We start from the raw sequence: 25,748 nt of genomic DNA on the forward strand, positions 1-25,748 counted from the left end.
CAAAACGAGGACCGTTAGTATGTAATTTTAACGTATTAAACAGCCATACTCGAGCGGTTTACGCTTTCCGTCTTAGCCTGCTGATGCGCCTGCTGTTTACGCTCAATCATGCGAATGGACTGGGCTAAATGTTTTAAGAATAACTCTTGAATAAACGGGTTTTCACCTAAGCCTTCATTCCAAATAGAAACACCATAGCCTTCTTCAGTAAGCAAAGTAGCTACGGAATCGGAACGATCGCCACCTAAGAAGTCCATCAAATGTTCTGAGCCGATAAGCGCCAACGGCACTACCAAAACTTCTTTATGATCTAAGCGTTCCAATAAAGTTAAAGCCTGTTTGAAATTAGGGAATCCATTCGATGTAAACACCGCCACATTTTGGCCGTTACCGTATAAGCATTTTAACTGCAAAGCACTGAATTCCAATTGATTTTGGCCGTTTGCCATAAGCAAAATGGATTTATTCAAGGCGCGAATATTCACGTGCTTCATAATGGCATCAATGGTAGCCACATAATCATCGGCATAGTTTTTTACACCTAAAGAACTTAAGAGTGGCTTACCTACGTGAATGCGCATGGCGTTTCGTTCAGTATTATAGGTAAATGCGGCAATAGCTTTACGCATCTTTTGATAACATTGATCGGCTACCAAGGCAAATGGTAAAACAAATACATCGCGGACGCCGGTATTCTTAAATTCAGCCAACACGACTTCCAAAGATTGTACCGGTTTTTCATATTTTTCATTCCACTTCTCCACCAGCGCATCCGCCAAAAAGACACGGCGAATTACTGCATCGGGATATGCTTTTTTAATCTTTGCTTCCATTATGCCTACGGATTTCTCTACGGCTTCGCCGTATATTGAACCGAATGTCGCTAAGATAATACCCTTTGTACTCATTTTATAAATCCTCCGATATCAAAAATACCTCTAAACTTATACCATAATCGAACCTCTTAATCTGACAAAAATCTGTCATATTTCACATTATCGAATACATTCGAAATACATGTTGATTATTCTTCGTTGGTATAATGATACGTTAGATTTTATTTTTAGTCAATGAGAATTTCTCTCATTTTCAAACTTATCAATGATTATCAATGATAAATCGGAAATTTAATTATATTTTCATCAACTATATTCATCTTTACCGATTCACTTCTATTTTCATCGATTTAAAGAGAATTTATATCCCATTACTATTACAAAGAATACTACTTGCTTACAGGTATTATATTAATAATTCAGATAATACTATACCAATCACGGTCTACGATTGATACAGATAACATCTAATAATTAATATTCCTCATTCATGAATTTTTATACATCAAGTTTCTTAATTTAGTCATTCATTCAATCAAAAAGCAATGTATTGTTACGCCTATAATTGATAATAATTATGGTTGCGAGAACACGCGCGGTGCTGCTACTTCAAAAATCTCAGCAATCATAGGTAAAAATTTGCCTTCAATTAACGTACGTTTACGTTCGCTTTTAGTAATTAACCACAATTGTTTGCAATTATAGGTAATGCGCAATAAGCTGTTAATATATTCGTTAAAATCCTCTTCGCCCATGGCGCTTTTAAGAGCTAATAATTTGGAATGTAAAGGTTCACCTTGATACTCTTCACGTTCCAATACAGGCGTAAATGCCACTTCATATACCGATTCCGATAGTTCATTAGGACCGGCACCATTTGTAAATTGATCCATACGATGGACCTCCTTTGTTAATATATAGCTATTTATCATAAAGCACATTGCCCTATGATGAACACCATTCTCTATTCATAGTACCAAACTTTGACTCCTTTGCCTATGTGTAATCAAAAAAAGTGTATCACAAATAACCAAAAGTTATTACTCATAAATAAGTCCCTTATTCCTAGGAGTTATATGACCCGGGTAATTTCCATTCACAGTGAGTATACCCTACCCGGTATTGCATTGACAGTGGACATTTATTCTGCTATGATGATTATCAAATGAATACGACCTTCAAGGTGCCCGACTTAATAGAGAAGAGCAGTAGAAGCTGCCGCGATCCCGCCGCTGTAAGAGGGAGCACAATCAAAATACCACTGGAAGTTTCTGGGAAGGTGATTGTTGCGTTGAACTTGAGCCAGAAGACCTGCCTTGATGGATTGCCGATAACCCACGAAGGATGGCGAGGTTAATCAATGTCACTACCTGTACTATACACTGACCGGGAATTATTTTTTTAATTCATAAACGACTTAATTAAGTTTGATATGAACTAATATACGTCAGGTGCTTAGCATAACTAGTGATTATTAATACTACCTCTGCCCTGTGGGCAGAGGTTTTTGTATTTTATTTTATTCTATTTTTAGTTTTTATTTTTATCTTCTTTTTATCACGAGGAGTGAATGAAATGAGTAAACATTTTTTCAAAAAAACGTTAGCTACAACATTAGCAGTGGCCGCTTTAACAGGCTTCGGATTCCTTGCTACAGACGTAAACGCTGCTTACCAATTAAGTGACGAAGTAACAACTGCTACCCCTGCATTATTGGAAGCAACTGAAATCGGTGTTCGCACTTACAACACAACCGATCCTGTATTGGCTAAAGCACCTAACAAAGATGCTATCGTAGTAATGAGCTTTGGTACTACATTCACTGATACTCGTGCTAAAACAATCGATGCGACTATCAACGAAATTAAAGAACAACATCCGGGCGTAAAAGTAGTTACAGCTTTCACTTCCCACATCATTATCGATCGTATCAAAGCTAAAGAAGGTATCACCTACCCTACACCTGAAGAAGCACTCGATCAATTAAAAGCTGAAGGTTACACTCGCGTTGCTTTGGCAACTCTCGACGTAATCCCTGGTATCGAATACAACTATAAAACAGCTGTTTACAATCAGTACAAACATAACTTCAAAAAAATGACATTTGGTACACCTCTCATGTACTGGATGGGCCAAGAAGGTCAAACTGACGATATTGCTAAAACTGTACAAGCTGTAGCAACTCAGTTCCCTAAAGTAGGTCCTAAAGATGCTGTACTTATCATGGCTCACGGCACTCCGGATCCTTCCAACGCTTACTATTCCGTAATCCAAGATCGTTTGGAATCGGCCGGTCTTCACAACACTTACATCTACACCGTAGAAGGATGGCCAAGCCTTGAAGACATCGTTCCTCAATTGAAAGCAAAAGGCATCGAACATGTAACCCTTATGCCATTCATGATGGTAGCCGGCGACCATGCCAACAACGATATGTCCGGTGACGAACCTGATTCCCATAAATCCATCTTGTTGGCTGACGGCTTCAAAGTAGACACTTACATCCATGGTCTTGGTGAAAACCAGAAAATCCGTGACCTCTTTGCCGCTCATGCCGATGAAGCTTGGCAAGCTCTTCAAAACGACGCTAAATAAGATATAACACTGTAAGGGTTCATATTATTGCCAAAACGCACTTACAAGCTAAGACGTTTTGACCAACCAAAAGCGTTCTATACATAAGGAGGCTGTAATAAAATGTAGAGCATATCACATTTTACTTACAGCCTCTTTTAATTGCTATATTTGGATCTATAAAAGTGCCATACGCACCATATAACGATAGGCACCATATAACCATACGCAACACATAACCATAGGCAACCACCATCACCTGTGGTATAGTACAAGTATGAGTTTGCGAAACAGATTTTACTAAAGCTTGTTTTGGAACCGCTATGAATTACCTGCTTACTCACAGGTAATACTTTTACGTACTTTTTATCTACTGTCAGGCAGGTGTATTATGAGAAAATTTTCACGCTTAACCATTATTGTAATGGCGATGACAGTCATTATGGCTATCCTCGCCGGCTGCGGTAAAACCGATTCCACATCATCCGCAGCCACCCGTACTTTAACCTATAAGGATCAAACCTATACGGTGCCGGCCAAACCGGAACGAATTGCGGTACTTGCCAATTCCCTACTCTATTTCATGGATGCCATTGATGCCAAATCCATCAGCCGCGTAGAAACGCAGGATGACATGCCCGCTCACCTCAAAGAATTACCTTCTTTAGGGCAGACCGCCAACATCAACATGGAGCAACTTATCGATTTGAAACCGGACCTCGTAATCGGCCTCAGCAATCAGCACAGCAAATTTGAAGGCCAATTACAGAGTAATAAATTACCGTATATTTTAATTTCCTATGACGGTATTAAAGACAATGTGCCCCTCATTGAATTCTTAGGCCAACTGACCAATCACGAAGAGAAAGCTAAAGAAGTTATTGCCCAGTACAACAGCAAAATTGACAAAGTCAAAAATGCCGTTAAAAATGTACAACCGGCCCGCGTAGCCGTGTTGCGCGCTACCGGTAAAGCGGTAACCGCTGAAACTACCTTAGCCGTAACAGCCGCTATGGTTCAAGAATTAGGCATGCAGAATGTGGTGTTACAACATGGCGATTTTGATAAATCTGCCAAGACCATTCCGTACTCCTTAGAAACGCTCGCTTCCGACGATCCGGACATCATTTTTGTTTCCACCATGGGTAAAAAAGATGAAATTACCAAAACTATGGAAAAAGAAATGACCGGCAATCCGGCATGGCAAAATCTTAAGGCTGTAAAAAACGGTAAAGTATTCTACTTACCATCGAATTGGTTCTTATTGAATCCGGGCTTACAAACACCGGAAGCCATGGCTGAGCTTGTTAAAATGGCCTATGGCATCGATGTAACCTTCTAAATTAAGCCCCTAAGAAAAGTTATTAACATCAGTGCAAAATCGCATGTAATTTAACACTGAAAATATAAAGAGGGATTAACGAACAGACGATATTATATCGTTATACGTTAATCCCTCTTTTTATTCACTTGATTAATCGGATTATAGGGCATGGATCATTCTGCCTGCTGCACAAGCCCTTCAATTTTAATGTACGGGCTGTTATCGGGACCCTCTTCAATGAGAGCATCAACAGCGAACACTGTTTTTAGAAGCTCCGCTGTCATGACCTCTTTAGGACTGCCCACAGCTGCCAAATGACCTTCATGAAGTACGGCCACCTGATCCGAATATCGAGCCGCCTGATTCAATTCATGAAGTACCATGACAACCGTAAGCCCCTGTTCACGATTCAAACGGCGCAATAGTTCCATCACTTCAAACTGATGATTAATATCCAAATAAGTCGTCGGTTCATCCAAGAGAAGAATATCCGGCTCCTGCGCCAACGCCATGGCAATCCACACGCGTTGCCGTTCCCCGCCGGACAAAGACGATACCGGCTGATTGCGCAAATGCGTCGTCTTCGTTACAGTCATAGCACTCTCAACGGCTTGACGGTCTTCACCGGCCGTATTGCGCCACCAATTTTGATGAGGAAAGCGCCCACAATAGATAAGCTCTTCCACCACCATATCGCGCGGTACTTCCGGCGACTGCGGCAAAAATGCCATCCGCTGTGCCAACGTGCGCGGCGAATAGGACGACGCCTTTTGACCGTTAATATAAATCGTGCCACTAATAGGCTTTACACTGCCCGTAATGCACTTTAAGAGCGTACTTTTACCGCACCCATTCGGTCCGATAAGTGTCGTAATGGCACCAGTCGGTACCTCCCAAGTGATACCTTTTAAAACATCTTTTTGCTCAAAAGAGACCACTATATCCTTCACCGTAATAGCCGGCACCGCTGTTGTTGCCGAGGCTTGTGCTTGATTACTCATAGTCATCATGCATCCCTCCGCAACAAATATAAGAAGAACGGCGCACCGAAGAAGGCCATAATAATGCCTACAGGCACTTCTACGGGGCTAAATAGCACACGCCCCAACGTATCACTCATAACGAGTACTGCAGCCCCTAAAAAAGCTGAGCCCGGCAATAAGAATTTATAATCGGACCCAATCAGCATGCGGGCTACATGCGGAATAACGAGCCCTACAAAGCCGATAAGACCGGCCACACTAACTGCACTGGCAGCGAGGAACGCAGCCACCGCCGTCATGGTAAAACGGGTCTGTTCCACCGGTAAACCAAGTCCTTTGGCCGTTTCATCACCAAGACTTAAAATTGTCAAGCGCTGGGAACCTAAAAAAGCCGTCAACAAGCCGATGACCGTATATGGTGCCAAGAGGTATACCTGTGGCCAGCTGCGCGCCGAAAGGCCCCCTACCATCCAGAGTAAGGCACCTTGCACGCGATCACCATAGAATACGAGCAACGCGGAAATCCCGGAACCCAAGAAAGCCGCCACGGCCACCCCGGCCAAAATAATACGAGTCGGCCGAATCCCGTTTTTCCACGCTAAGGCATACACCATGAGAGCTGCCGCCAAAGCGCCAACGAAGGCCACTAAAGGCACTAAATACTCCCAGCTCGGAAAGAGAATGAGGATTATAACCCCGGCCAAACCGGCCCCCGAAGAAACACCCACAATCTGCGGATCTGCCAGCGGATTTTTCATTACAGCCTGCAAAATAGCGCCGGCTACGGCCAAATTGGCGCCCACCAAAGCGGCTACAATATTACGAGGAAAACGGATATTCCAAATAACCATCTCCTGCGTATCCTTGAGTTCGGAGCTCCATAAAGTATGCCAAATTTTCGCCATCGTAATATCGGCGGAACCGAATACAAGGGAAATAACCATGGCCGCCAAGGCTAAGGCCAGAAAGAGTAGGACCAGAAAACTTCGTTTCACATTGCGATGCCGCTCATTCGGCAAAACTTGGCCTACTTCGGCCCCATTTTTGGTATCATTACTCTGATTAGTCATTTTTCTTCGACTCGTTGTCTTGGACAAACAACATGCCGTCACGTTTTACGCCCGTATAAAGAAGCGCGTTTACCACGGAAGCGGCAATCGGACTGCCACCTTTATTGCCTTTAACCGTAATGTACGGTACCGGAGATACTTCCATTAAATAATCTTTCGATTCGGCAGCGCCTACGAAACCAACCGGAATACCGATGATAAGCGCCGGTTTAACCCCTTCTTCCAAAGCGAGACGCAACACTTCATAAAGAGCGGTCGGAGCGTTACCGATGGCCACGATTTGACCGTCCAATTGTTTACCGAACGTACGCATAGCGGCGATAGAACGTGTTACGCCCAATTCTTTCGCCAATTCAGCCACTTTTTCATCTTTAATGAGGCAATGCACTTCACTGCCGCGAAGAGCCAACGCCGGTTTATTGATGCCGGTGCGAACCATTTCTACGTCGCAATACACATGAGCACCGTTCTGCAACGCTTCAATGCCTTTTTTAACCGCATCAGGACTGGTACGAACGAGCTGCGCGTATTCTACGTCACCCGATGCATGAATAGTACGGGAATATACGCGCACTTCATCATCGGTGAGGTTTAAATCTTTAACATATGGATAAATGATTTCCATACTTTTATCTTCAATGGCTTTAGGGTTTTTAATGTAATCCACTTGTTTTGTCCTCCCATAAATCACAGAACTCCTGAGCCGTGGAAATGGTCATAGCCCCTTTGGCAGGCTCCGGACGATCAATAACAATGATATGTAAACCTAGATCAATAGCAGCTTGTAACTTCGTATCGGAACCACCTACGAGGCCGGAGTTTTTCATGACCACCACGTCTGCCTTCGTATCGGCAAACATAACCTTGTTCATATCATAACTGAACGGTCCCTGCATGGCAATAATTCGTTTTGGCGACACGCCCAGGTCTTCCATGATTCCCAGCACTTCCGCCGTCGGCAATACGCGGGTCCAAACGTCAATATCCTGAAGGGCTTCCGCTTTGGCAAAAATCCCCATCGTCTTGCTCCCCGTTGTCAAATAGACACGCTTATGCAAGCTGCTTGCCAATTTACCGGCCAACGCGGCCGCCTCAACTTCATTACTTACATGATGAAGTTTATCATAATCCGGCAGCGGCACTTCCTTGCGTTCAAAACGAAGGAACGGTATATTCATCTCTGCCGCCGCATCCCGCGCCGTAGCGGTAACTACGGCTGCGTACGGATGGCTGGCATCGATTAAAAGACGAATCTTTTTATCGGCAATAATTTCTTTCATCGCCTCTTTGTCGAGGCGCCCCGTATGCACTTCGATCCCTTCATGAGCCGCCAGTTGCGCCCCATATTGGCTGACCACCGATACGAATACGGGTTCTTTGGTAGTTTCACGAACGGTAACCGCCAAATTGCGACCATCTAATGTGCCCGCAATGACCCAAATCATAATTTGTAGCCTCGAGGGGTAATCATGCGGCCGTTTTCAACATAAGTCTGGCTGTTGCCGATAATAACCAACGTCTGCATATCGATTTCTTCTTTAGTAAAGTTTTCCAAATCGGAAATCACCATATGCTGACCCGGACGACCCGCTTTTTGAACAATGCCGACAGGAGTTTTAGGGTCGCGATGTTTAAGCACCAATTCTCGCACTTCGTCCAAATGTTTAACGCGTTTTTTACTGCGTGGATTGTAAAGGGCAATAACCATATCCCCTTCAGCGCTCAAATCGGCACGTTTTTTAATTAAATCCCAAGGTGTCATAAGATCGCTCAAAGAAATAACGGCAAAGTCGTGCATAAGTGGAGCACCCAATACGGCCGCTGCCACATTAACAGCACTGAGCCCCGGCACAATATCCACTTGCGGACGGTTTTCAGCCGGTACTTTGTTGGCCAGTTCCATAACGAGACCGGCCATACCGTAGATGCCGGAGTCACCACTGGAAATAACCACTACTTCGTGACCTTCAATGGCTAAATCCACCGCCTGCTGACAACGGTCAACTTCCTGCATCATAGCAGTGCCCACTTTTTCTTTGTCCGCAATTAAATCGGCGATGAGGTCGAGATATGTCAAATAACCTACCACGCGGTCAGCCGCCAAAATCGCTTCACGAGCTTGCGGTGTCATGAATTCTTCGTTGCCCGGTCCGATACCGATTACTTTGATTGTACCTGGGCGATGGCTACCGTTGTTCGTGGATACACCGTTTTCTTTTGTAGTAATGTTTGGCTCTTGGCCTGTAATAGTGCTGTTGTTTCGCATACGTTGCCTACTCCTATCGTTTCTTTAACAAAATTAGATTCTTCAATATGACTTGCTTCTATGAAAGGCGCCATTTCTTCTTGCGTAAAAAAGTGAATGGGCCATTGTAACTCTCGTACTGCTGCCAATAATCCCACTTCATCGGCTTTGACAATCACCGATGCGGCAGATGCCACACTCTTGGGCGAACGATTCACATTGGCCAATGAATCGTTAACGGCATGTAAGATCAATTCTTTCGGCGTGTCACGGCGACAGCCGATACCCACCGTCATTGTCGGCGGTCTAAGCACCAAGGTGCGCGGTCCAAAGGGCAATAATAAATCGGTAATGACTACGCGCGCTGCATTTTCGCCGCCCGTTTCGCAAGTAGCCTTGCCCGTTACGGTATGCGGATTAAAACGAATGAGTTCAATCCCCTGCGCTTTGGCTACCGCTTCATACTCATGTAAAAAGAACAAGGTATCGTCAATATAATACGGTACCCTTTCACCCGCTACGAGAGCCGAATTAACTTCTCGCAACGTGCTGAAATCTTCTACCTTAAAGCCTAGTTTGCGGGCCAGTACATCCGGTGCGGGAATACCGTTCACGTCCGTAGCCGTCGTGATAACCGGCGTGGCGCCCACAAACTGAGCAATATCCGCCGTCCACTCATTGGCACCGCCGAGATGACCGGACAATAAACTGATGGCAAAATGTCCCTGCTCATCCATGACCACTACAGCCGGATCTTCCGACTTGTGCTTAATGTATGGGGCAATCATGCGCACCACAATGCCCGTAGCCATGATAAAAAGCAGTTTATCATACGATTTAAACCACGTTTCCATATGGGGCTTCATGGAACTGAAAAATTCGGCAGTATCACCACTGGCACGACCTTCTTTTTCAAAACAGTGCACCTCATAATTCGAATCTGCTTCAAAATGATGCCGCAACTTCTGCCCCAATCCGGCGCCATGAACCGTAACGGAAATAATCGCTATTGATTCCATAAGCCTACTCAGTCCTTCGCACTGCGGTACATGTGACTGAAGCCTTTGTCATACAATTTTGACAATTCATAATCACTGTCAAGAACCTTGCTGACCACGATCATGGCCTGGCGCAATACGCCTTCCTGACTTACGATATCCGCAATCGTTTCCAAAGTACCGCGAATAATGCGTTGATCCGGCCAGGATGCTTTCACCACAATCGCAACCGGTGTCTTAGGGCTATAGCCGCCTTTGATGAGTTCTTCGACCACTTTATCCATCATTTGCACGCTAAGGAAAATACACATGGTTGCTTCATGAGCAGCGAGCATGGCCAACTTTTCCTTCGGCGGCATCGGCGTACGGCCTTCAATACGCGTAATAATTACCGTTTGAGACACATTCGGCAACGTGTATTCCTGCTTCAAAGCAGCTGCCGTTGCGAGGAAGGAGCTTACGCCGGGTACTACCGCATAAGTGATGCCCAATTCTTGCAAACGATCCATCTGTTCCTGAATAGCGCCGTAAATAGCAGGGTCGCCGGTGTGTAAACGAACGATAGCTTTACCTTCAGCGGCACCGCGTTTAATAACCTCGATTACTTCATCCAGATTCATAGTCGCGCTGTTATGAATTTCACAATCCTTTTTACAAGCTTTTAAAATCTCCGGATTTACCAAAGAGCCGGCATAAATCACGATATCCGCTTCACTGACTAAACGATAGCCTTTGCGCGTAATGAGCTCAGGATCCCCGGGACCTGCGCCTACAATATGAACTACCGGTACTTCTTGATTCGCCGTCATAACATTCTCGCCTGACATTGTTTTATCTTCACTCATGTTCCGATTTACCTCCTCGGCCTGCTGGCCAACTTAATTGTAATATATAATATAATTCGTATCTTAAATCCAGCATCTATATAACTTTGGGCTTAGCTCAAAGTCTTTATAGTTTTGGCTCGATAATTCGAATCTTAAACGTCAGCCTGTTTAATCGCCGTTACGATAAAAATAGGACTTAACGGGTTTAGTAAATGATACGGCCCCGCTTTACGGAAGCGATTAATCTGCATCTGATAGCCTTCATAGGTGAAAGGACGACCTTTTAAAGCTTTCAAAATGGTATAACCCGTTTCCATCGTCACCGCCGTTACGACAAGGCGACCGCCCGGTTTTAATAAGCGCTCCGATTCATCGAGAATAGCGTCCATACCACCCGCACTGCCACCGATAACGATGGCATCAAGGGCCGGTAAATCCGCCATCCCTTCCGGCGCTTTAGCTTCTATAACGGTTAAATTATTGACGCCGAATTTTTCCGCATTCGCTTTAATGAGCTCAATGCCTTTTTCAAAACGTTCAATAGCATATACATGGCCTTTAGGTGCCCCCAAAGCCGCTTCGATGGAAATTGAGCCCGTACCGGCGCCTACGTCAAGCACATAGCTATCCTCTTGTACGCGCGCTTCATTCAGTACAGCCATCCGAATTTCACGTTTTGTCATAGGCACATCACCGCGAATAAATTCTTCGTCTTCAATGCCGAAAAAATGTCGCATGAATACCTCCTTAGTTTTTTAATTTAACACTTACGATGTTCATGCTGTGAGCTAACTATCGAGGTTAACCTAAAATAATAAACACGGAATGTTCAAATCCCGGTAATTTGGCAATTTCTGCCAACGTGCCCGGTTCAATCCGTTCATCTTCATAACTGAGACGTTCTAAGGCCACCGACTTCGTATCAGCCGGCCAGCCGTGATCCATTAGAATCTGCGCAATGGCCGCCGGATTATGTTCTTTATCCGTCAAAAAGCCAAGCTTACGACCTTCTTCATAGCGAAGCGCCTCTTCCTTCGGCACACGGCCGTGAAAACTCAGTAAATCAGCATCCTGCCATACTTCGCCAATGCGCGCAAAGGCAAAAGTCATGGAACTGATGCCCGGCACCACATCAATAGGCGTATCGGGGAATTTCTTTTTCAAATACGGCAACAAGCTGTAATAACCCGTGTCACCGCTTACCATGACAACCACATCATGGCGCTTGAGCTGTTCTTCAATCCAAAGAGCCAGCTCCGTAAGCTTACCCGTAACCGAATGCGTGAGCTGCCCTTCATGGGCAAAATCCAGTAAAGAGCGTTCGCTGCCTACGAGTACCTTAGCGTCCGCAATCAATTTGAGGCCGCGCGGTACCACATAATCCGGATTACCGGGCCCGATACCTACAACGTAGAGGGTATTTGCCAATGCTCTTCACCTCCGATACGTTTCGCCGTTTCATCAACCGCCAAAATTTCGCCGTCCAACGTGGCAATAATAATGCCCACTTCCGCTTCATTCGCAATATAGCGCTCCGAACGCATAGACGCTCTGTCCGCTACGCGCTGATAGACGCTCGTCAAATGCTCGCGCGCTAAAATCGGCATAGCCGCTTCCGTGGTGCGACACTCCATAATTTCATTGGCCACGGCCGTCGACGCACCGTCAAGCGCCGCATAGGCAACGAGCGTTTCCATACGACCGTCACTCATGCGATTATGGGTGTGAAAACTGCCGGACGCGAGTTTTATAATCTTACCGATATGACCGATAATAACAATCTTTTTAAAACCGACTTTTACACATTGTTCCAGCATAAAGCCGATAAAGTTAGACGTTTCCGCCATCTGATTGATAGCGATACCGAGCACATTCTTGGCCAATTCCTGACCGATGCGCCCCGGCACCAACACCGCCGTTTCATAGCCGGCCGCCTTCATAACCGTGAGCTGCGGCACCAAGGAGTTTTTAAACCCTTCTTCACTCATGGGCTTCACAATACCGGTGGTGCCGATAATGGAAATGCCCCCTTCAATGCCGAGGGTACTGTTTAGGGTCTTCTTCGCCAACACTTCGCCGTTTGGCACCGATACCGTCACGATAACGCCCTGACCGGCCGTGCAAAACTCTTTGAACACGGTGGTCATCATGGTACGCGGTCCCGGATTGATAGCCGGTTCCCCCGGTGGCATAGCAAGGCCCGGTTTCGTCACCGTACCGACACCAAAACCGGCGCGGAACTGAAGCTCGCCGTCAGTCGTCAATTGCACCGTCGTCACCACATCGGTGCCGTGCGTTACATCCGGATCGTCGCCGCCGTCTTTAACAACCGTGCCCCGAGCTTCCGTATCAGATATGACCTCTACCGACTTAATGGGCACATCAATGGGTGTATCCTGCGGATTAATCACCGTCACACGGGAGGGATACTCTTCCGATAGCAATGCCATCAAGGCCGCCTTCATGCCGGCGGTGGCACAGGAGCCGGTCGTATAACCGCCACGCATAGCCTCTATATCCATTCATACCTCCTTCGGTGAAAGAATCTTTCACAACTTGATATCATGGTAAAGAGCAGCTTAATGTCGCTGCTCTTTAGGGCTCTACTTAGGAGCGGAAATTTACAAATTGCAATTCTACCGGCAAATCCTGTTGTTTCAACATTTGGATAACTTCCTGTAAGGAGTCTTTATCTTTGCCCGTAACGCGCACTTGATCTTCCATGATTTGCGCCGTTACTTTAAGTTTCATGTTTTTGATTAATTTAACCACATCTTTGGCGGTTTCTTTGGAAATCCCTTTTTTAATGGTAATCACCTGACGAACGGTAGCTCCCGAAGCAGGTTCTACTTTACCGTAATCAAGATTTTTAAGCGCTACATTACGCTTAACCATCTTGCCTTTAACAACGTCGATTACGGCGTTTAATTTATATTCATCATCAGAAATCACCTTAATGGTTTCCCCTTCAAGGCTGATTTCAGATTTGCTGCCGCGAAAATCATAACGGGTACCGATTTCTTTTTTAGCTTGGTTTACCGCGTTATCAACTTCTTGCATATTTACTTCCGACACTACGTCAAACGAACAATCTTTGGCCATATATGTGCCTCCTTTGCTTTTTAAATAGTACTATTATTATATCATATAGGCCCCGTTCCTCACATAGAAAGGTTTGGAAAATTGAACTTTGTATGAAATTTTTTTATACCTGACAAAACAAATAGACTAAAATAGGTTACAATATACATATAACTACAACTAAATCGTATTAGAAAAATCAAGTTATTGTAATAAAAAATCAAGAAAGCACGCCTATTATGCCAGATACTACAGCTCCAACTGAAAAAAAGAATATAGTAAACGGTGAGCCGCTGTTGACCTTAGTCGTAGCGGATTCAACGCCCTCGCCCTCAAATAAGGGCAAAACAAGACGGCTCTCTATTAACCACTTAGTGCGTCAGGCCGGCGTTTCTCAAGCTATGCGGCGTCGCCTGCGCACGGACGGCATTGTCTATGTGAATCAGAAAGCCGCCTCCTGGCATAGCCTCGTTGTGCCGGGCGATAAGGTAACTATTTACTTACCAAAAGAAGAGCCCACCTTTATCCCTTGGGCGTATGACATTCCCATCATCTACGAAGACGAGCACCTGCTCATCATCAACAAACCGACGGGACTCCTCATGCATCCCACCTCGACCGAGCGTTTTCACACCGTCGCCAATGCGCTCATCCATTATTTTGAAAAAACGAATCAAACGCAGGCCGCTTTTCACCCGGTGCATCGCCTTGATAAAGACACGTCAGGCCTTGTCATCATCGCGAAGAATGCCTTGGTGCAGCACAGTTTTACCAAAACGCACGCGCCCATTCGCAAAATCTACGAAGCTCTGTGTGACGGCTTTTTTCCGGCCAATTTTGCCACCATCCACTGGCCCATTGCCCGCAAAGAAGAGAGCATCATCGAGCGCACCGTAAGTCCTGACGGCAAAGCCGCTCATACGGACATTACCTGCGTCGCCCGCCACAAACGGCTCTCCCACGTTCGCTTTGTATTACACACCGGCCGCACCCATCAAATCCGCGTCCACATGTCTCACTTAGGGTTCCCCCTGGTAGGCGACGATCTTTACGGCGGCTCCCTCGATTTACTCGAAAAGCAAGCTCTCCATGCCATTGGGCTACAATTTGTCCACCCTATGACGCATACGTTCATGAACGTGACCGCACCGCTGCCGACAGCCTGGGAACCCTTGATTTCACAGTACTTAGAGCACAACAAGATTTCTTTTTGACAAAAATTCGCTCGTCCCCCATGTGGCCGCCGCCATAGAGCCCTTCTATTATGCATAAATAGCAGTAGCCCTTTCAGGTTCTTCTTGCTATACTTAACTTGATGTATGACATTCCTTATCAGTTATCAGTATTCCATTACAAGGAGGAAATACTATGCCATTAGTTTCAACAACAGACATGTTTAAAAAAGCCTATGAAGGCGGTTATGCTATTGGTGCATTCAACGTTAACAACATGGAAATTGTACAAGGTATCGTTGATGCGGCTAAAGAAGAACAATCTCCGTTGATTCTTCAAGTATCCGCCGGTGCCCGCAAATATGCAAAACACATTTATCTTGTGAAATTGGTTGAAGCCGCGCTTGAAGACACGGGCTTACCAATCGCATTACATCTTGACCACGGTGATGATTTTGAAATCTGTAAATCCTGTATCGACGGCGGTTTCACCTCCGTTATGATCGACGGCTCTAAACACGATTTCGAAACTAACGTGGCCTTGACTAAAAAGGTTGTTGAATATGCTCACGCACACGGCGTAGTAGTAGAAGGCGAATTAGGTCGTTTGGCCGGTGTTGAAGACGACGTAAACGTAAGTGAAAAAGACGCGCTCTTCACCGATCCCGATCAGGCTGCCGAATTCGTAGAACGTACCGGCGTTGACTCCTTAGCTATCGCCATCGGTACCAGCCACGGCGCTTACAAATTCAAAGGCGAACCGTACCTCGACTTCGAACGTTTGGAAAAAGTCGGCAAATTGTTGCCTGGTTTCCCTATCGTTTTACACGGTGCGTCCACCGTACTTCCTGAATTTGTTGAAAAATGCAACAAATACGGCGGCAACATTCCGGGCGCGCAAGGCGTTCCTGAAGAAATGCTTCGCAAAGCAGCGTCCATGTCCGTATGTAAAATCAACATCGACACCGACCTTCGCCTAGCTATGACCGCCTCCATTCGCGAATTCTTCGTGGAAAATCCATCCGAATTCGACCCTCGTAAATACTTGGGCCCTGCTCGCGATGCTATTAAAGGCATGGTACAGCACAAAATTAAAGATGTATTGGGTTCTTCCGGCAAATTATAATCGTAACTCTCAGGCAACAGTTATTTAAAATCCACTGCACATTAACTACCGAGCAGCCTGAAAATTAATCGATAATAAGAAAGCTATATGACGCTATATCACTGATTTTCTTGTGATTTTTTAGCATAATATGCATAACTAAAAAGGGGCAGTTTATCTAATTTTTTAGATTGACTGCTCCCTTTTTTATTGTTATAATGACCTCACAATAAAGAACAACATACAATGCTGACGGATTAGTGGAATTAACCACGTGTATTGTATGCGAAGAAACGCCGACCGTCTGGGCAGAAGATTGCTCAGGCGGTCTTTTGCATATTTTGAAAGCCTTTAAGGGCCTTTCAATCATCAAAAGACTACTAATTTAAGCCTTCTTTTTAAAAGCCATTCTAAACTTTCGAAAAAAGACTTTGAGCAGCTTCTTTCATTACAGAAAGGATGATTATATGCGAAATCGTTGGTTAATTGCCTTGGCGGCTATCGGAATTCACATTTCTATCGGCAGTGTCTATGCTTGGAGCGTGTTGACACGACCTATCATGGCGGCCATGGGCTGGTCCCTTAAAGAAACAACTTGGACTTTTTCTTTAGCTATTTTATTCCTCGGTCTTTCCGCCGGTTTATTAGGCAGTTTTGCTGAAAAAATCGGTCCTAAAAAGAGTGGCTTGTTGAGTACCCTCTTCTTCGGTATCGGCATGTTAGGTACGGCTTACGCCTTAGAGCAAAGCAGCTTGACCTTGCTCTATATCTTCTACGGTGTCATCGGCGGTGTCGGTCTCGGCGTCGGTTATATCACACCGGTTTCGACCCTCGTGAAATACTTCCCGCACAATCGCGGTTTTGCCACCGGCCTTGCCATCATGGGCTTCGGCTTTGCAGCCTTAATCGCCGGTCCGTTAATGCAATACTTAACGGCCGCCTACAGCTTGGTGCAAACATTCCAAATCCTCGGCGTGGCGTACATCATCATCATGACGCTCTCGTCGTTATACTTAAAACCACCGACAACGGCTACTACGACTACTGTTGCCGATTCTAAAGATGGTGCCAAAACTGAAACTCCGAAAAAATCTATTTTCAACCGCGGCATGAATGCTCACGAAGCCATGAAAACTTGGCAGTTCAGCGCTTTATGGTGGATCTTCTTCATCAACATCACCTGTGGTATCGGTTTATTGGCGGTTGCTTCCCCAATGGCGCAGGAAATCGTTGGCATGAACGCTACAGAAGCGGCTTCCATGGTTGGTATCATCGGTCTCTTAAACGGTCTCGGCCGCATCGGCTGGTCCACTATCTCCGATTACATCGGTCGACCATTTACCTACATGTTGTTCTTCCTCATCGAAATCTTGGCCTTCTTTGCCCTCGGCCATACGAGCAACTCCTTCTTCTTCCAGTTCCTCGTGTTCGCTATTATTACTTGCTACGGCGGCGGTTTTGCTTGCATGCCGGCTTATCTTAGTGACTTATTCGGCACCAAAGCGCTCAGCGCCATTCACGGCCGTGTATTAACCGCTTGGGGCTTCGCCGGTATCGCCGGTCCTATGCTCGTGTCCTTCCTTCGTGAAAGCACCAACAGCTATAGCGGTCCGCTCTTCGTGTTCAGCGCCTTGTTCGTTTTGAACTTGGCCGTGGCTGTGGCACTCAAAGTGTTCACTAAAGATCATCACTTTGAAGCGGAAGAAAAAGTTGTTGATATTAAAAATGGCGACGCTTTGAATGCGTAAAAAATACATTCTTCTTACAATTAAGTATTTAGACATAGTTACACTTGCATACTAAATAACTAAATATATTAAATATGGCTACAGCACAATGTAGATCTCATCTGCATTATGTTGTAGCCATTTCTTATTTCTTATCTAAATTATACTCTGCTGTGTTACCTTCAGATATTTTCGGCACACCTAAAACCTTAGGATCATACTGATAAGTCTTAGTTTGATTTACCGAATCACCATCTTGATTATTAATTGGTACAATTTTTAACGTTTTTCCCAATGCAGCGAGAACCTTTAATACCGTATCTAGTCGAGGGCTCGTTGTCCCTGCTTCCATTCTGGCAATCACCGGTTGTTTTACGCCGCTTAATACTTCTAATTTTTTCTGACTAATACCTTTCTCGTTACGAGCATCAATCAGTTCACACATAATCGCCGCGCGTAAATCACTGGCCCCTATTTCTTCAGGAGTATATAACTGCTTCTCGACATCTTCCCAAGCGGGACCAATTGCTTTATTCTTCATATGATAATTCACCCCTTTTTATTTCTTCTATTTCTCTATATGCTTTTTCAATTTCTTTTTTAGGCGTCTTCTGAGCCTTTTTCATAAAATGATGTAACAAGATATATTTACCATCTTGCATAGTGAAAAATAATATCCTATCTCTTATGGGGCGCAATTCATAAATCTCTCCCTCAATATGTCGTATATACGGCATTCCAGCCGCAACGCCCCGATTTTGTAAAACTTTAATATAATCCCTTATTTTATTAAGTTTTATTCTGCTATCCTTATCCTTACGTTCAGCTAATGATTGCAAATATTCTAAGACAGGAATCTTTCCAGACTTAGTTTTATACAAGTAAATTTAATTCATTAAATGCTCCCCTTAATCATATAATAACTCAAAAGTTATCAAAATTCAATAACTAAAAAGTTATTAAACTAAAATCCCTAAACTTTTATCTAAAGACTACTTTCTAATTTACAGTATAAAACTCCTGCTAATTCATACCAATGGTATGACTCACTTAAAAAGCCCCCTTCTTTCTCAAAATCCTAATGCACTGTACTCGAATGTATGTTAAAATTAATATTGATAGGCTGAAGTTTAATACAGCCTCAAATAGACATTATAGACATTATAAACATTAACTACCATATGAATATCAAGTTGGGAGTATAGTAAATGGTTAACCGATTTTTACAAGGCACTCTTATTCTTACCATTGCCGGCTTTGTGGTCAAAGCCATCGGCAGCATCAACTGGATTTTGCTGTCCCGTGTACTCGGCGGTGAAGGGATTGGGATCTACCAAATGGCGTTCCCGATTTATCTCTTATCATTGCAACTGTCCAGTGCCGGGATTCCGATTGCAATTTCAATTTTGACGGCGGAAAAACTGGCCCGCTTCGATTATCGCGGCGCCCAGAAGGTTTTCAAACTGTCATTCTACCTTCTCTTTGCTACGGGCCTGCTATTCAGCATCCTGATGTGGTTCGGTGCCGATTGGCTCATATCTTCAGGCTACATCATAGATGATCGAGCGTATTTGGCATTACTTGCCTTAGCTCCGGCCATCTTCTTCGTAACACTTATTTCGTGTTACCGCGGTTACTTACAAGGTTGGCAAATGATGACGCCGACTGCCGTGAGCCAAATCATTGAACAATTACTCCGCGTAGTTGTTATGCTCGGAGCTGCGTATATGCTCCTTCCTTACGGTCTCGGAGCCGCCGCCGGCGGTGCCAGCATGGGGGCCGGTATCGGTGCGTTTGGTGCCCTAGTGGTGCTCATGTACTACTATTATAAATTACCGAAATCTCCGGAAGATGCACATAAACAACCGGAAGGTCCCGGTGAATCGTCCGGATCCATCGTAAAACGCCTTATTAAATTGGCTATTCCGATTTCTTTGGCCAGCCTAATGTTGCCGTTAGTAGCAAACCTCGATTTATTCATCGTTCCGCGCCGTTTGGAAGTCGCCGGTTTTACCACCAGCCAGGCAACTGAATTATTCGGTTACTTAACCGGTATGGCCGTGCCGCTCATCAATTTGGCCACGATTATTACCGCCGCTTTGGCGACAAGCATCGTTCCGGCCATCTCCAATGCGAATGCAACGGGTGATAAAAAAGGCGTATACTACCGCACCGCCGGTGCTATGCGTATTACCTTTATGTCCACTGTGCCGTTTACCTTAATGCTTTACGTTTTAGCTGAACCGGTAGTGAGCGTCATCTACAACGCACCGCGTGCCGCTGAAGCGACCCAAATTACAGCTATCGCTATTTTCTTCCTCGGCATGCATCAGATAACAACCGGTGTTTTACAAGGCCTCGGCAAACCAACCTTACCGGTTATTAACATGGGCATTGCGGCCATTTCCAAAGTTATTTTGAACTGGAACTTAACATCTATTCCTTGGCTCGGTATCAGCGGTGCCGCCTATGCGACCGTAGCCGACATTGGTGTAGCTGCCCTTTTAAATCTGATTTGGATTAAAAAATACACAGGCTATTTCCTAGACTTTTCCCTACTTTGGAAAAACATCGTCAGCGCCATTATTATGGGCGTGGCTATGTTCTTCCTCTACCCACCGCTTGAAGGTATCATGCATAAATTCTTTGCCATGGCCATCAGTGCCTTTGTGGGCGGCGTTATCTACGTCATCGTTATGGTGCTTCTAAAAGGATTGAATCGCCATGACGGAGAACGGATGCCATTAATTGGGAAGTTCTTTAGAGGTAAAGAATAATGAATTATTTAAAACATCTTACTACTGAAAACTATGGCATATTCTTTGTTGGTGCCGCGATTTTCATGCAACGAATATCCATGGGTGCCGGCAATGTATTATATGGCTTGGCAATTTTATTCTTTTTAATCAGCCTTTACAAACAGTATAAGAATCACACGTTAAAAGATAATTATATTGTGAAAAAGGCACTCCCCTATTTCAAAATCTTAGGCATTGCCATTCTCCTCATAGTACCTTCTGTATTTGTGAGTGAACATTTAGGAAAATCCTTTAAAGCTTTGCTTGAAATTTGGCTCTATCGCGCTTTACCGCTCTTTATTATTCCGTTCTGTGCAAAAAGCAAAAAACAAATGTATTGGCTCTTAGGTGCGGTATTTATCTCATTAAACCTTGATTCTTTATTGGCGTTTTTCCAACATACACTTTTAAAAGAGCCCCGTCCATCGGGCTTTAGTAATAACCCCTTGAACTTAGCTGCCATCTTAGCTATGACCATTCCGGTACAAGTAATTGTGATGGCCGAAACAGTCTTCCCTATGGGGTTACGAAAATTAGCCGTTATTTCTATTTTCACGAATATTCTTGGCTTGTTCGGCGGTCAAAGTCGCGGCAGCTGGTTACTGTTAGCCTTCACACCATTTTTCTCTTTTAAGTATTGGCGTAAGAATAAATACTTTCCTATTGCCTGCCTTATTATAGCTGCTATTATCGGAGGCTATATTGCCTCCAGTCCGAGCATGCAAAATCGAATCATATCGACCATCAATATGACAACAGACCGCTCCAATGCGGATCGTCTCGTTGTTTGGGAATCAGCGGCTATGATGATTCATGATTATCCACTCTTTGGTGTAGGTCCCGGAGAATTCACTGAACTATATAAAGCACATTATGAGTTACCGGAAAATACACAACGCATGGTACATACGCATAATAACTTTATTCAAGTCACCACCGAATCAGGCGTAATCGGCCTGTTAGCCTTCTTAATCCTGTTCGGGTATATCGAAGTTACTGCACTTCGAGACACTTTTAAAGGCAATCCATATGCCTACATGCGTTTGGCTGCCACCACCTTCTACTTACTTTTTGGTCTTATAGACTATACCTTTGATGCATCAGCTATTATGAAGCTCTATTGGTACTATATCGCTATCAGCTTGAGTTTGGAAGCGTTGGCAGAGAATGAGACTGCAGCCGAAATTGCAGATAATAAAACACTCAAGCCAAATGATACGATTTCAGAAAGAACTTAATACTTATAAACTAAAAAGAGGAAAGATAAGTAAACATAAAATTGGTCTTTCCTCTTATATTTTGAATTACTCGTATTAGGAAAATATAATATAGACAAACATTCAACAGAATTTGACTCTCAACTCAAATAATTATATAATAATGTTACCTTATTTATTATACAGAATTTTGAAATTCTGTATTTTGAAATAAGGGCACAGGATTTCTGTCAATGACATAATTGCAATTCTTGCAGTTATCCGACAAGGTAAATCTATTAATATTACTAGATATACCATGTCTACGTTAGTGAAACTAACCATTGCTACAGCTCCTTCCATAATAATAACATGGAGAGCAATCTTTTACTGGACATTTACGTTATATGACTGCCGGCTAGCTATAGGGATTTTGTCCCCCTGGTTAGTCGGCATGTTGCTTTTCGGAGTAAACAAATTGGAGAATCTAAAAAATCATAATAACTGCACTTTAACCATTGATTGTAAAAATTGTCCTCAGTTGAAACATTGTTCCAATTGGGATAATTTTATAGAAAAGCATTCCGATATAAAGTCTTATGCACATTTCGATAAGAGAACTTCTCTTTCAAATCCACGAACACTAAAATATATTCTTAATATTAACAATATCAAAAGCCATAATTTTTATCCTTTTATTCATTTTTCCAAAACAAAAAAGAAATTTACCCAAAATAAGGAAAATATGAAAACCCCTAATCCAAGAGATTTATTTTACTGTTCTCATTTAGATCGTTGTGTATATCAAAGATATGCATTCCTGTTAAATGAAAAATATAATGTTTTCGCACAAAATAACCATATTAATAGTGTAGCAATTGCCTACCGAGATAATTTAGGGAAAACAAATATTGACTTTGCAAAAGAAGCCTTTAGAAAGATTTCATCATTAAAGAACGCATTTATTTTTGTTAGTGATTTTGAACATTTCTTTGACAATATAAATCATGAATATTTGAAAAAAAAGCTTTGTGAATTATTAACTGAACAAAAGCTTCCTGAAGATTACTATGCTGTATATAAAAACATTACAAAATTTGCTTTCTGGGAATGGGAAGATATTATAAAGTGTAGTTACGAAGATGAATTTAATACCACAAGCAAAAATAAAATTAAATCCATTGTAAACAAAAGAGATAAAATCCTTACAAATTTACAATTTAAGTCAAATACAAAATATATAAAGAAAAACCACACCAATATTGGAATTCCTCAAGGCTCACCTATCAGTGCAGTGCTTTCAAATATTTATATGATTGATTTTGACAAATTGATGTCTCATTATGTTAAATCAAAAAACGGAACCTATATGCGTTATTCAGATGATTTAATCATCATCTTACCTCTAACACAAAAAGAAGATATCACTAATTATAAAAAAGAAATCTTTGATAATATCTCAACAATGGGAAACTATATCACACTCTCACAAGAAAAAACCCATGTATACTTATTTGAAAATAATTCCACCAGAAATGAACAAGACTCAGTTCCAACTGAAATAGATTATCTTGGGTTCCTATTTGATGGAAATAAAATAAAAATACGGCCACGTTCTCTCGGCAAATATTATTATCGAATGCAACGTAAAGCAAAAACTCTTAGAGAAAGAGACTGGACATCATATAATGGAAAGTTTACATTTAAAGAAACTCTCTATAATAATTATGGCCGCTCCGATAAAAGAAACTTTATTTCTTACCTTGATAAAGCTAATAAAATTATTAATTTATCAGAAGATCCTGAAGCACAATCTTTACTCAATAATGTAAATCATAAAATACAAATAGCAATAAAGAAAAAACGCAAAAAACGTAAAAATTAGTATTATGAATTAAAAAGGTGGACGAGAAGACTTATATTATGGCTTCTCTCTCCACCTTTTTAATTATACAAAAATATAGATTATAAAATTATAGCGTTTTAATATATTATTTCCAATTCTTTTTTAGCGTTTCCACTAATTCCGCTGCCTCACCTTGTAAAAAGTGACCTTGTACATTCGGCATAGAACTTAACATAGTTAGCAATTCCTGTACTTTTTCAGAAGCTTCACGATACACCGCATAAGAAGTAATCATCTGGCCTATGCCGGACTGTTCCGTTGCGGAATCACAACCCATTACCACGGCAAGCGCCTTATCCGGTTGTTTAGCTTCCCAATCAACCAACTCTTTGTACATGGCGCTCTGCAAAAGTTCCACATCGGCATGCCACTGTTTTGTCCAGTTTTTCAAAATTAATAAGGAGTACGCTTTTAAAGTTCCGGCCCAAATATCACTGAGTGACTGTATCATAGTCAACGCCAACGGACGTTTTTCCCAATCACTTTGACGTGCCGCTTCAGCAATATCCGAATAGTACATTTCATCCTCTTTCATCATCGTTACCGGATTATATAACAATGACCAACTGATAACGGATGGATGGTTTTTATCACGAGTTATTAAGGAGTCAATCGTGTCTTTATGAGTATCAAGCAATCTGGATTTAATATCGGTTTTATTGAAATTTGCTTCGCCCGGTCGCCAATCTTTAGCTACTAAACCGGCTGCCGGCATTTCAGCGACAACCAAAATACCTGCTTCATCAGTGAGTTGAAGCACGTCCGGCGATATTGGTCGACCACTAGTGAAAACACAGTTGCCACCAAGCTCCAATAATTTCTGTAATTGCTGTTTTGCCTGAATTGGATTTGAAGATAAGGTTAAATTAGAAGGCCCCAGTTCAATCCCTTTCAAGCGAACAATGGCACCATTTAACATGAGGTTGCCACCATCTACAGCTACCGTGCGAATGCCGATACGTTGATGATAGATATCATGCTTTTTGCCTAGACGGCTTACTTCCACTTCCAAAGTATATAAGTAGCCATCGCCTACGGTCCAAATATGTGGGTTTTCAACAGTCAATTTCGCATTACCACCCACGCCGGTTGCCACAATACGGCCTTCTCTATCACGCAAAGTAGCCGTTACCAAACAGTTGCCCTGTACGTGAGCCATATATTGCACAACGGCCTCTTCCTGTGACAACGCTTCGGTCTGCACCATTATGTCAGTCAAACGGGTCGTCGGCACCGTATAAAGCGTAACATTACCGTAAATCCCGGTCGGCACGTCATAATCAAAATTCGGCTGATTAATGCGGCGTCCTTTAGGCGATGTAGCAACCTGCCCGGCCGGCAAAGTATACGCGGATAATTCATTATTCACTTTTACAACAATGCGGTTTTCTTCACCGTAGCGTAATTGCCGAGTCACGTTAATAACCGTCGAAACAAAGACCCCTTCATGGCGCCCTGCTTCCATACCGTTTACATACACAACCGCTCGATTGCCAATACCGTCAAAACGCAAAAATACATCCGATCCGAGCCATCGTTTCGAAATGTAGATATTCCGTTCATACCACATGGTGCCGCAGTAGCTTCGCTCACCAGGACTTACAAAAACGTCCTGCAAAGCCGCCGGTACCGGTACCGACATCTGCCGAGCCACGCCGGTTTCATAGTTTTTATCCTTTAATTTATCAAAGGCAAAGAACCAATTGCCACGTAAATCGATACTGTCGCGAAATACGTTTGTTACGGGCTGCAATAATTCCATCGTACTCATCAAAGACTCCTCCTATATCTCTTATAAGTATATACTAAATACCTATATGTATTCAATGAATTTATGCAGGAAATTCTGTTGGTTCATAGTATAATCAAATGCGACAAATAAATAAGACACAATATTGTTCCTGTG

24 protein-coding genes and 2 riboswitches are annotated in these 25,748 nt (G+C 43.3%); of the genes, 8 read left to right on the top strand and 16 right to left on the bottom strand.

Features of this window, described 5'->3' with window-relative positions:
• Positions 1-35: 35 nt before the first annotated feature.
• Positions 36-908 carry a sirohydrochlorin cobaltochelatase gene (locus MXE28_RS02665; protein WP_247239770.1) on the bottom strand — a complete coding sequence of 291 codons (873 nt, stop codon included), beginning with the start codon at positions 906-908 and terminating at the stop codon, positions 36-38.
• A 503-nt stretch (positions 909-1,411) separates the two neighbouring features.
• Entirely contained in the window at positions 1,412-1,729 is a 318-nt protein-coding gene (locus MXE28_RS02670; RefSeq protein WP_021840987.1) for a hypothetical protein, read from the bottom strand.
• A gap of 271 nt (positions 1,730-2,000) precedes the next feature.
• Positions 2,001-2,170, top strand: a riboswitch (cobalamin riboswitch).
• A 241-nt stretch (positions 2,171-2,411) separates the two neighbouring features.
• Here MXE28_RS02670 and MXE28_RS02675 point away from each other — a divergent pair.
• Positions 2,412-3,431 carry a sirohydrochlorin cobaltochelatase gene (locus MXE28_RS02675; protein WP_021840985.1) on the top strand — a complete coding sequence of 340 codons (1,020 nt, stop codon included), beginning with the start codon at positions 2,412-2,414 and terminating at the stop codon, positions 3,429-3,431.
• Positions 3,432-3,801: 370 nt separating this feature from the next.
• Complete coding sequence (locus MXE28_RS02680) at positions 3,802-4,752, top strand: ABC transporter substrate-binding protein (RefSeq protein WP_247239771.1); 951 nt, start codon at positions 3,802-3,804, stop codon at positions 4,750-4,752.
• A gap of 155 nt (positions 4,753-4,907) precedes the next feature.
• Here MXE28_RS02680 and MXE28_RS02685 read toward each other — a convergent pair whose 3' ends face one another.
• From MXE28_RS02685 to MXE28_RS02735, 11 genes are all read right to left on the bottom strand, one after another.
• On the bottom strand, positions 4,908-5,741 hold the full coding sequence (locus MXE28_RS02685; RefSeq protein WP_156705957.1) for an ABC transporter ATP-binding protein: 834 nt from the start codon (positions 5,739-5,741) through the stop codon (positions 4,908-4,910).
• The gene (locus MXE28_RS02690) at positions 5,741-6,787 is read right to left on the bottom strand and encodes an iron ABC transporter permease (protein ID WP_021840982.1); all 1,047 of its coding nucleotides are present in this window, start codon (positions 6,785-6,787) and stop codon (positions 5,741-5,743) included. The genes MXE28_RS02685 and MXE28_RS02690 overlap by 1 nt, the downstream gene beginning before the upstream one ends.
• Complete coding sequence (locus MXE28_RS02695) at positions 6,780-7,454, bottom strand: precorrin-8X methylmutase (RefSeq protein WP_021840981.1); 675 nt, start codon at positions 7,452-7,454, stop codon at positions 6,780-6,782. The genes MXE28_RS02690 and MXE28_RS02695 overlap by 8 nt, the downstream gene beginning before the upstream one ends.
• Positions 7,441-8,232, bottom strand: a complete 792-nt coding sequence (gene cobK, locus MXE28_RS02700; RefSeq protein ID WP_021840980.1) for a precorrin-6A reductase — start codon at positions 8,230-8,232, stop codon at positions 7,441-7,443. The genes MXE28_RS02695 and cobK overlap by 14 nt, the downstream gene beginning before the upstream one ends.
• Positions 8,229-8,918: a precorrin-3B C(17)-methyltransferase gene (gene cobJ / locus MXE28_RS02705; protein ID WP_021840979.1), complete on the bottom strand. Its 690-nt coding sequence runs from the start codon at positions 8,916-8,918 to the stop codon at positions 8,229-8,231. Before cobJ ends, cobK begins: the two co-directional genes overlap by 4 nt.
• A gap of 29 nt (positions 8,919-8,947) precedes the next feature.
• A complete protein-coding gene (locus MXE28_RS02710; RefSeq protein WP_021840978.1) occupies positions 8,948-10,051 on the bottom strand; it encodes a cobalt-precorrin 5A hydrolase in 1,104 nt (367 codons plus the stop codon).
• An 8-nt stretch (positions 10,052-10,059) separates the two neighbouring features.
• Positions 10,060-10,875: a precorrin-4 C(11)-methyltransferase gene (gene cobM / locus MXE28_RS02715; RefSeq protein ID WP_226974250.1), complete on the bottom strand. Its 816-nt coding sequence runs from the start codon at positions 10,873-10,875 to the stop codon at positions 10,060-10,062.
• 134 nt (positions 10,876-11,009) lie between these two features.
• Positions 11,010-11,594 carry a precorrin-6Y C5,15-methyltransferase (decarboxylating) subunit CbiT gene (gene cbiT, locus MXE28_RS02720; protein WP_021840976.1) on the bottom strand — a complete coding sequence of 195 codons (585 nt, stop codon included), beginning with the start codon at positions 11,592-11,594 and terminating at the stop codon, positions 11,010-11,012.
• Positions 11,595-11,658: 64 nt separating this feature from the next.
• Positions 11,659-12,285: a precorrin-6y C5,15-methyltransferase (decarboxylating) subunit CbiE gene (cbiE, locus tag MXE28_RS02725; RefSeq protein ID WP_021840975.1), complete on the bottom strand. Its 627-nt coding sequence runs from the start codon at positions 12,283-12,285 to the stop codon at positions 11,659-11,661.
• Complete coding sequence (gene cbiD / locus MXE28_RS02730) at positions 12,261-13,379, bottom strand: cobalt-precorrin-5B (C(1))-methyltransferase CbiD (RefSeq protein ID WP_156705947.1); 1,119 nt, start codon at positions 13,377-13,379, stop codon at positions 12,261-12,263. The genes cbiE and cbiD overlap by 25 nt, the downstream gene beginning before the upstream one ends.
• Positions 13,380-13,464: 85 nt before the next feature.
• A complete protein-coding gene (locus MXE28_RS02735; RefSeq protein WP_226974251.1) occupies positions 13,465-13,959 on the bottom strand; it encodes a YajQ family cyclic di-GMP-binding protein in 495 nt (164 codons plus the stop codon).
• 218 nt (positions 13,960-14,177) lie between these two features.
• Here MXE28_RS02735 and MXE28_RS02740 point away from each other — a divergent pair, with 218 nt between their 5' ends.
• From MXE28_RS02740 to MXE28_RS02750, 3 genes are all read left to right on the top strand, one after another.
• The gene (locus MXE28_RS02740; RefSeq protein WP_226974252.1) at positions 14,178-15,152 is read left to right on the top strand and encodes an RluA family pseudouridine synthase; all 975 of its coding nucleotides are present in this window, start codon (positions 14,178-14,180) and stop codon (positions 15,150-15,152) included.
• Positions 15,153-15,306: 154 nt separating this feature from the next.
• Positions 15,307-16,236, top strand: a complete 930-nt coding sequence (gene fba, locus MXE28_RS02745) for a class II fructose-1,6-bisphosphate aldolase (protein WP_021840972.1) — start codon at positions 15,307-15,309, stop codon at positions 16,234-16,236.
• 214 nt (positions 16,237-16,450) lie between these two features.
• A riboswitch (ZMP/ZTP riboswitch) is annotated at positions 16,451-16,532 on the top strand.
• 150 nt (positions 16,533-16,682) lie between these two features.
• Positions 16,683-17,963, top strand: a complete 1,281-nt coding sequence (locus MXE28_RS02750) for an OFA family MFS transporter (RefSeq protein WP_226974253.1) — start codon at positions 16,683-16,685, stop codon at positions 17,961-17,963.
• 124 nt (positions 17,964-18,087) lie between these two features.
• Here MXE28_RS02750 and MXE28_RS02755 read toward each other — a convergent pair whose 3' ends face one another.
• Together MXE28_RS02755 and MXE28_RS02760 are read right to left on the bottom strand one after the other, a co-directional pair.
• A complete protein-coding gene (locus MXE28_RS02755) occupies positions 18,088-18,483 on the bottom strand; it encodes a helix-turn-helix transcriptional regulator (protein ID WP_021840970.1) in 396 nt (131 codons plus the stop codon).
• Positions 18,473-18,823, bottom strand: a complete 351-nt coding sequence (locus MXE28_RS02760; protein WP_226974254.1) for a type II toxin-antitoxin system RelE/ParE family toxin — start codon at positions 18,821-18,823, stop codon at positions 18,473-18,475. The genes MXE28_RS02755 and MXE28_RS02760 overlap by 11 nt, the downstream gene beginning before the upstream one ends.
• 327 nt (positions 18,824-19,150) lie before the next feature.
• On the opposite strand from MXE28_RS02760, the gene MXE28_RS02765 reads away from it, so the two are divergent.
• The 3 genes from MXE28_RS02765 (at position 19,151) to MXE28_RS02775 (ending at position 23,821) form a co-directional block, all read left to right on the top strand.
• Entirely contained in the window at positions 19,151-20,719 is a 1,569-nt protein-coding gene (locus MXE28_RS02765) for a polysaccharide biosynthesis protein (RefSeq protein WP_247239772.1), read from the top strand.
• Positions 20,719-21,978: an O-antigen ligase family protein gene (locus tag MXE28_RS02770; RefSeq protein ID WP_021840967.1), complete on the top strand. Its 1,260-nt coding sequence runs from the start codon at positions 20,719-20,721 to the stop codon at positions 21,976-21,978. Before MXE28_RS02765 ends, MXE28_RS02770 begins: the two co-directional genes overlap by 1 nt.
• A 277-nt stretch (positions 21,979-22,255) precedes the next feature.
• Entirely contained in the window at positions 22,256-23,821 is a 1,566-nt protein-coding gene (locus MXE28_RS02775) for a reverse transcriptase/maturase family protein (protein WP_247239773.1), read from the top strand.
• Positions 23,822-23,927: 106 nt separating this feature from the next.
• On the opposite strand, the gene MXE28_RS02780 is transcribed toward MXE28_RS02775, so the two are convergent.
• A complete protein-coding gene (locus tag MXE28_RS02780; RefSeq protein WP_226974256.1) occupies positions 23,928-25,613 on the bottom strand; it encodes a glycoside hydrolase family 2 TIM barrel-domain containing protein in 1,686 nt (561 codons plus the stop codon).
• Between the last annotated feature and the right edge of the window lie 135 nt (positions 25,614-25,748).

Origin of the sequence: Veillonella sp. KGMB01456 (genome assembly GCF_023051165.1) — a bacterium.
GTDB lineage: Bacteria > Bacillota > Negativicutes > Veillonellales > Veillonellaceae > Veillonella_A.

Excerpts from the sequence above, each read along its gene's own strand:
- cobK (WP_021840980.1), bottom strand. The coding sequence starts at position 8,232 with ATGATTTGGGTCATTGCGGGCACATTAGATGGTCGCAATTTGGCGGTT.
- MXE28_RS02685 (WP_156705957.1), bottom strand. The coding sequence starts at position 5,741 with ATGACTATGAGTAATCAAGCACAAGCCTCGGCAACAACAGCGGTGCCG.
- MXE28_RS02735 (WP_226974251.1), bottom strand. The coding sequence starts at position 13,959 with ATGGCCAAAGATTGTTCGTTTGACGTAGTGTCGGAAGTAAATATGCAA.
- MXE28_RS02740 (WP_226974252.1), top strand. The coding sequence starts at position 14,178 with ATGCCAGATACTACAGCTCCAACTGAAAAAAAGAATATAGTAAACGGT.
- MXE28_RS02675 (WP_021840985.1), top strand. The coding sequence starts at position 2,412 with ATGAGTAAACATTTTTTCAAAAAAACGTTAGCTACAACATTAGCAGTG.
- cbiD (WP_156705947.1), bottom strand. The coding sequence starts at position 13,379 with ATGGATATAGAGGCTATGCGTGGCGGTTATACGACCGGCTCCTGTGCC.
- MXE28_RS02770 (WP_021840967.1), top strand. The coding sequence starts at position 20,719 with ATGAATTATTTAAAACATCTTACTACTGAAAACTATGGCATATTCTTT.
- MXE28_RS02680 (WP_247239771.1), top strand. The coding sequence starts at position 3,802 with ATGAGAAAATTTTCACGCTTAACCATTATTGTAATGGCGATGACAGTC.
- cbiT (WP_021840976.1), bottom strand. The coding sequence starts at position 11,594 with ATGCGACATTTTTTCGGCATTGAAGACGAAGAATTTATTCGCGGTGAT.
- MXE28_RS02690 (WP_021840982.1), bottom strand. The coding sequence starts at position 6,787 with ATGACTAATCAGAGTAATGATACCAAAAATGGGGCCGAAGTAGGCCAA.
- fba (WP_021840972.1), top strand. The coding sequence starts at position 15,307 with ATGCCATTAGTTTCAACAACAGACATGTTTAAAAAAGCCTATGAAGGC.
- cobM (WP_226974250.1), bottom strand. The coding sequence starts at position 10,875 with ATGAGTGAAGATAAAACAATGTCAGGCGAGAATGTTATGACGGCGAAT.
- MXE28_RS02710 (WP_021840978.1), bottom strand. The coding sequence starts at position 10,051 with ATGGAATCAATAGCGATTATTTCCGTTACGGTTCATGGCGCCGGATTG.
- MXE28_RS02670 (WP_021840987.1), bottom strand. The coding sequence starts at position 1,729 with ATGGATCAATTTACAAATGGTGCCGGTCCTAATGAACTATCGGAATCG.
- MXE28_RS02765 (WP_247239772.1), top strand. The coding sequence starts at position 19,151 with ATGGTTAACCGATTTTTACAAGGCACTCTTATTCTTACCATTGCCGGC.
- MXE28_RS02665 (WP_247239770.1), bottom strand. The coding sequence starts at position 908 with ATGAGTACAAAGGGTATTATCTTAGCGACATTCGGTTCAATATACGGC.
- MXE28_RS02775 (WP_247239773.1), top strand. The coding sequence starts at position 22,256 with ATGTCTACGTTAGTGAAACTAACCATTGCTACAGCTCCTTCCATAATA.
- MXE28_RS02755 (WP_021840970.1), bottom strand. The coding sequence starts at position 18,483 with ATGAAGAATAAAGCAATTGGTCCCGCTTGGGAAGATGTCGAGAAGCAG.
- MXE28_RS02780 (WP_226974256.1), bottom strand. The coding sequence starts at position 25,613 with ATGAGTACGATGGAATTATTGCAGCCCGTAACAAACGTATTTCGCGAC.
- cobJ (WP_021840979.1), bottom strand. The coding sequence starts at position 8,918 with ATGACACCGCAAGCTCGTGAAGCGATTTTGGCGGCTGACCGCGTGGTA.
- MXE28_RS02750 (WP_226974253.1), top strand. The coding sequence starts at position 16,683 with ATGCGAAATCGTTGGTTAATTGCCTTGGCGGCTATCGGAATTCACATT.